Annotated in this window: 4 protein-coding genes; 3 read left to right on the top strand and 1 reads right to left on the bottom strand. The window is 39.5% G+C overall.

What is annotated here, in order from left to right; all coding sequences use genetic code 11:
* Positions 1-80 precede the first annotated feature (80 nt).
* The 3 genes from ACEW9I_RS01735 (at position 81) to ACEW9I_RS01725 (ending at position 2,705) form a co-directional block, all read left to right on the top strand.
* Positions 81-1,343 carry an IS701 family transposase gene (locus tag ACEW9I_RS01735; protein ID WP_373538654.1) on the top strand — a complete coding sequence of 421 codons (1,263 nt, stop codon included), beginning with the start codon at positions 81-83 and terminating at the stop codon, positions 1,341-1,343.
* A 70-nt stretch (positions 1,344-1,413) separates the two neighbouring features.
* The gene (locus ACEW9I_RS01730) at positions 1,414-2,361 is read left to right on the top strand and encodes a DUF932 domain-containing protein (RefSeq protein ID WP_373538653.1); all 948 of its coding nucleotides are present in this window, start codon (positions 1,414-1,416) and stop codon (positions 2,359-2,361) included.
* A gap of 77 nt (positions 2,362-2,438) precedes the next feature.
* Positions 2,439-2,705 carry a hypothetical protein gene (locus ACEW9I_RS01725; RefSeq protein WP_373538652.1) on the top strand — a complete coding sequence of 89 codons (267 nt, stop codon included), beginning with the start codon at positions 2,439-2,441 and terminating at the stop codon, positions 2,703-2,705.
* A gap of 352 nt (positions 2,706-3,057) precedes the next feature.
* On the opposite strand, the gene ACEW9I_RS01720 is transcribed toward ACEW9I_RS01725, so the two are convergent.
* Positions 3,058-3,945 (bottom strand): IS982 family transposase, encoded by an 888-nt coding sequence (locus tag ACEW9I_RS01720; protein WP_373538651.1) that lies wholly within the window; start codon positions 3,943-3,945, stop codon positions 3,058-3,060.
* Positions 3,946-4,243 lie beyond the last annotated feature (298 nt).

Here is a 4,243-nt window from a genome sequence, read left to right as displayed (position 1 = left end):
CTAGTGGGACTTTAACAAAAACTCAAAAGAAATGAGCTAAGATCGAGAGTAGAGAGCAGTTTCACATTGAGAAGACACCAATGAGAGAAACAACCCCCGCCGCAATGCCACCGTGCTTTGAAAGATGGTGCAACAGGTTTGACAATTGCTTCAAAACCAAAGCCCAAAAAAATGGGTTCAAGCAATACATTGGAGGATTATTAGGTGAAAGTGACAGAAAAAACCTAACTCAAATGGCAAATAATGCTGTGGGAGTAATCTACAACAGGATACATCACTTTTTGACGGAAGCACAATGGTCAAGAAGTGAAGTTAATGAGCAGAGATTGCAGTTGATGGACAAATGTAGTCAAACAAGAATAAGTAAAGGATTTGCACTAATTGTAGATGATTCAGGGCATAGAAAGAGTGGGAATTTCACAGACGGAGTTGGAAGACAATACATCGGAGAAATCGGCAAAACAGACAACGGAATAGTAGTGGTAACAACTCATTTGTATGATGGCACAAAAAGTTTACCATTAGACCTAGAAATTTACAGAAAAGCTAGTGATTTTGAAGAAGGAAAGAAAGATCCAAAATTCAAGAAAAAACCAATAATAGCCATAGAGTTAATCGAGCGAAGTAGAGATCGAGGGTATCGGCCATCAATCGTGCTGATTGATGGTGGATATGGAAATAACAGCAATTTTCTCAAAGAGTTAGAACAGAAAAAGCTAAAATATCTAGGTAGAGTAGCGAAAAATCGAAAAGTGATTATTAACACAGAAGAAGCCGAAGTAGAAATCCGCCTAGATGAAATAGCAGCAACATTATTGGCAGATGATCTCGACCTAATCGAATTAAAGTTAAGCAAGAAGAAACAAGTATGGGTGAAGACATTCACAGCGAAAATATCTAGCCTAGAAGGAGAAAGGACTTTTGCTATCGTCATGAATGCAAGTTCTTTAGAAGCGGCTACAGATGTTGACTATTTATTGACTAATGTTGAAGAGTCAAAAGCAACATCTCAATGGATAGTTAATACATACTCTCAACGAAACTGGGTCGAAGTCTTCTATCGAGAAGCTAAAGGCTGGTTAGGTTTTAGTGAATATCAAGTTAGAGATATTAAAAGTCTCCATCGCCATTTCATTTTGGTGTTTTGTGCTTATACTTTCATTATTTGGCATAAGTTGACTGGCGGATTCCGGCGGCGATGGGCGAATATATCTCTAGAAACATTTGCTGATGCGTTGGCAGCATTTCGGACGGCTATGTCTTTTCGCTTCTTTAATTGGCTGACCCAGAACATGGATGTCTTTGCTGCTCACAAAGCCAATTTCGGCTTTGTTTGGGCTTGATTTTGTTTAAGTCCCATTAGATCAGCAAGAAAGTAAACGCGACTTTCATGCTCGCTCCAAAGCCTTGAATATGCTGCCAACTGGTCAATTCCGACTGGAGACGAAGGATAGCGAGGTAGTCATGCCAGCGACAGGCTACGCCCACGGACAGATGGCGAGTAAACTCAACATGCCCAAAGCTTATTACGACCGGATGCTGCGTCACTGTCCTGGGCTGCTAGCTCAGAATGTCAATCACTGGTTGGCGCAATCCGAAGACACTAGCTTGATTCGCAGCTTGCGGGGACAAATGCGAGCTGTATTGAGCGATCGCTATCGGATTGTCGATCATAACGACATCCTCGCAATAGTGCTACCAGAACTCGCCGAGATGGGCGATGGGATGAAAATCGCCAGTTGCCAAGTCACTGAGTCCAAGATGTACATTAAGGTTATCAACACCAATCTCGAAGCAGCAATCTCGGTCGGCGACCCAGTTCAAGCGGGTTTCATCCTCTCGAATTCTGAGATCGGGAACGGTTCGGTAAGTGTCGAGCCATTTCTTTATCGGTTAATTTGTACTAATGGGATGATTCTCAAAGACCATCGCCAACGCAAAAACCACGTCGGTCGCGTTACCGAAAACCACGATTTGTATGCGATCGATACTCTCGCCGCGATCGACAACACCTTCAAGCTCAAGCTGCGCGACCTCGTGCGGAATGCGATAAGTATCACAACCTTCCGTGAGGCTGTTGAAGACCTACAAGTCGCTAAAACTGCCATTATTGCTGGTAATCCGGTCAAAGCGGTCGAAGTGACAGCTAAAGCCATCGGACTTAACGAGAGCGAATCTGGATTAGTGTTGAGCAATCTAATCCGCTCTGGTGACTTGAGCAAGTTCGGAATGCTCAATGCAGTCACGCGCTCGGCTGAAGATGTAGAGAGCTACGACCGTGCGACCGAAATCGAACGGCTTGGTTCGAGTGTGCTGTACTTGCCTACTAGCACCTGGCGCGAGGTTGCTACTGCTAATTAGCTAAAATAGAAGAGTCCCGCAAATCGCCATTTGCGGGACTCTTCAAAACTGTCAATATTCATTACTAAGATAACACTATGTCTCTAACGATTGAAGTCGAACTTAAAGATATCTTAAACGGTATCAACCAAAAACTAGACGTTATTCAGAAAGATGTAACTGACTTAAAGCTAGGTCAAGTTGAAATTAAAGGTGAAATCAAAACTCTTGACGCTAAAGTTGAGGGACTGTCAACAAGAGTTGGCAATCAAGAGATTTTGCTGAGAACCATTGTTGCTGGACTGATTGTAATCGTCATTGGTGGTGCAGCCAAAATGTTTGGGAGTTTCCCTGTCAATCCCTAGCTTTCCTGTCAGCAATCTCTAATCCCATTTAGCACCAGCCACTTTTGAAGACTGGTGCTTTTTTGGATTCTTACTCATATTACCAATCTCTAGGAAATAAGCATCATGTACGAATCGAACAATAAAAAAGTCGAGAAAATTGTCAAGCTCATTCAATCTCATGGATGTATTGTTGAAGGCAAGAAAATTAGCTTGGAACCTGAGTTCGATGAGACATAGCCTCCTCAAACTTAGACAGGACAACAAATATAGGTGTTAAGCCGATTTCATCTAAATTTTGAAATGGTAAAACTGACCATTAAAAGGATTAATAGTTGAAAATATTAAGTTAAATTAATAAATCAATACCAATCTAAATAGGTACAATGCTGAAGAAATCTTGAACAGGCTCATCTAGCTTTAAACTGGGTTTTTTAGGTTGATGAGTATAAGCAATTAATGCTGTAATTAAGTTCAACATAAAATTGTGTAAACTGCGATGACGAGAATGGACTAAGTAAGAAATATTTTTCAATTGGTCATTAACTGTCTCAATCACTGAGCGTTTACGAAGTAAAATCTTATCATTCATAGGGACAAGTTTATTTATCATGTTAGACTTGAGTGGCGTGATTAGCTGTAGCCCACGACTTAGTAATTGCTCAAACAATTCTTTTTTAATATATCCTTTGTCGCCAAACATTTTACCCGTGATTCCATCTGCCATTGAGGATAGGTTTGTCCGGTCATCCACATTACCAGGGGTAATTTTACAGCTTAAAATTTCACCAGAATCATTAATTATTAAATGTAGCTTAAACCCATAGAACCATCCCATAGAACTCTTACTCAGCTTGGCAGTTTCTTTAAAGACCTTATTTCTGCTAATCCTTTTCGGATGGCAGACTGGGATAGCAGTACTATCTACAAAACTAATTCCAGTTACCTCTCCTTGACGAGATTTGAGATAATAAAGACAAGCGGCTAATACATTTGGCATCAGCTCTACCATTCGATTATAACTGACTAGATTAGGAAAATAATCAATCAAATACTCACAGACATACTTGAGATAATAATCTTTGAACGTTCGATATTTTGACTGATGAAAGTGAATAGCTATTGTCATTACTTCACTTAGTGTCATTCGGCAGTATTTTGGTAAATTATTACCCTGTGCAGGGAATAATGTTGAGAGAAAAGTTGCTAGCCAATCTTGGCAGAAATCATCTACTCCACAAAAAAGTTCTGTTAAGTCCATAATCTAATTCTGGTTTATTTGATACATATTTTAATTTAACCAGAATAGGATGTTGAAGATCTTATTGCAATGTTATTGATATTTTTATTCGCAGATTATTTTCAGGACTTTTGATAACTTATTTATTCTTAATTATTTGTAATTATAAATGATCGATTCAATCCCAAGCTATTATCAACAAGTAATGCTTATTGATAATAGATTGGTAAAGTATCTTGTTTTGACAATTGATATTTATTGCTCAAACACATTCAGAGACTTGATTTGATGATGAGGCATAGCCTCATCGAACTCAGGT

Origin of the sequence: Chamaesiphon sp. (genome assembly GCF_041738855.1) — a bacterium.
Lineage (GTDB): Bacteria > Cyanobacteriota > Cyanobacteriia > Cyanobacteriales > Chamaesiphonaceae > Chamaesiphon.
Note: the sequence above shows the minus strand (reverse complement) of the source record. Positions and strands in the feature narration are given on the sequence as shown.

Bases quoted from the DNA above. Each gene is read 5' to 3' on its own strand.
- ACEW9I_RS01735 (WP_373538654.1), top strand. From the start codon at position 81: ATGAGAGAAACAACCCCCGCCGCAATGCCACCGTGCTTTGAAAGATGG.
- ACEW9I_RS01720 (WP_373538651.1), bottom strand. From the start codon at position 3,945: ATGGACTTAACAGAACTTTTTTGTGGAGTAGATGATTTCTGCCAAGAT.
- ACEW9I_RS01730 (WP_373538653.1), top strand. From the start codon at position 1,414: ATGCTGCCAACTGGTCAATTCCGACTGGAGACGAAGGATAGCGAGGTA.
- ACEW9I_RS01725 (WP_373538652.1), top strand. From the start codon at position 2,439: ATGTCTCTAACGATTGAAGTCGAACTTAAAGATATCTTAAACGGTATC.